Source organism: Microbacterium sp. BF1, assembly GCF_019279095.1.
In the GTDB taxonomy this organism is placed as follows: domain Bacteria; phylum Actinomycetota; class Actinomycetes; order Actinomycetales; family Microbacteriaceae; genus Microbacterium; species Microbacterium maritypicum.
The window spans coordinates 1-695 of the sequence record NZ_JAGYWT010000794.1 but is presented as its reverse complement, the minus strand read 5'-3'; the positions used below and the strand labels follow the sequence as shown (position 1 = coordinate 695).

General features: G+C 71.9%; 2 protein-coding genes. Both read left to right on the top strand.

The window, feature by feature from the left end:
* The first annotated feature begins 40 nt into the window (after positions 1 to 40).
* Positions 41 to 157 (top strand): ribosomal protein L7/L12, encoded by a 117-nt coding sequence (locus tag KZA10_RS16840; RefSeq protein WP_256935020.1) that lies wholly within the window; start codon positions 41 to 43, stop codon positions 155 to 157.
* Positions 158 to 219: 62 nt separating this feature from the next.
* The coding region (locus tag KZA10_RS16835; protein ID WP_218683475.1) for a bifunctional 4-hydroxy-2-oxoglutarate aldolase/2-dehydro-3-deoxy-phosphogluconate aldolase at positions 220 to 695 on the top strand (476 nt) is incomplete at its 3' end.

Below are 695 nucleotides of genomic sequence, written 5' to 3'. Positions count from 1 at the left end.
GATCTCGGTGGCGACCGACGGGGGCAGCGAGATCGACAGGATGGTCGCCGGCGGCTCCGCCATCGCCGCGATCAAGGCGCTGCGCCAGCACACCGGGCTCGGCCTCAAGGAGTCGAAGGAACTGATCGAGGCCTGGCCGCGCACCCACGCCTCCTGACCAACTTGTCGTTACAGGCTGCGCCCGGGAGAATGGACGAGCCCGCCCGATGAAGGAGCCCCATGCCCGACCGTCTCGACCGCGCCCGCAGCACCGGCATCCTCGCCGTTCTCCGCGCCCCCTCCCCTGAACTGGCGCTCGAGGCCTCCGAGGCGATCATCCGCGGCGGTGTCACGGGCATCGAGGTGACCTTCTCCACGCCCGACGCACCCGCCGTCATCCGCGAGCTCATCGCACGCCACGGCGACTCCGCCCACATCGGCGCCGGCACCGTGACCACGGCAGCGCAGGCGGAGCAGGCCGCAGAGGCGGGCGCCGAGTTCCTGGTGAGCCCCGGCACGCTGCCGCACCTCACCCGCAGCATGCTCGACACGGGTCGCGTCGTGATGACCGGAGCCATGACACCGACCGAGGTCATGGCCGCACTCGAGCTGGGCGTCGACGTGGTGAAGATCTTCCCGGCCTCCCTCGGCGGCCCCTCGTACCTCGGCGCCCTGCGCGGACCGTTCCCCGACGCTCCGCTGATGCCCACCGGCGG

What these genes read in the sequence shown, in the direction of transcription:
- KZA10_RS16840 (WP_256935020.1), top strand. Translation starts at nt 41, where the DNA reads ATGGTCGCCGGCGGCTCCGCCATCGCCGCGATCAAGGCGCTGCGCCAG.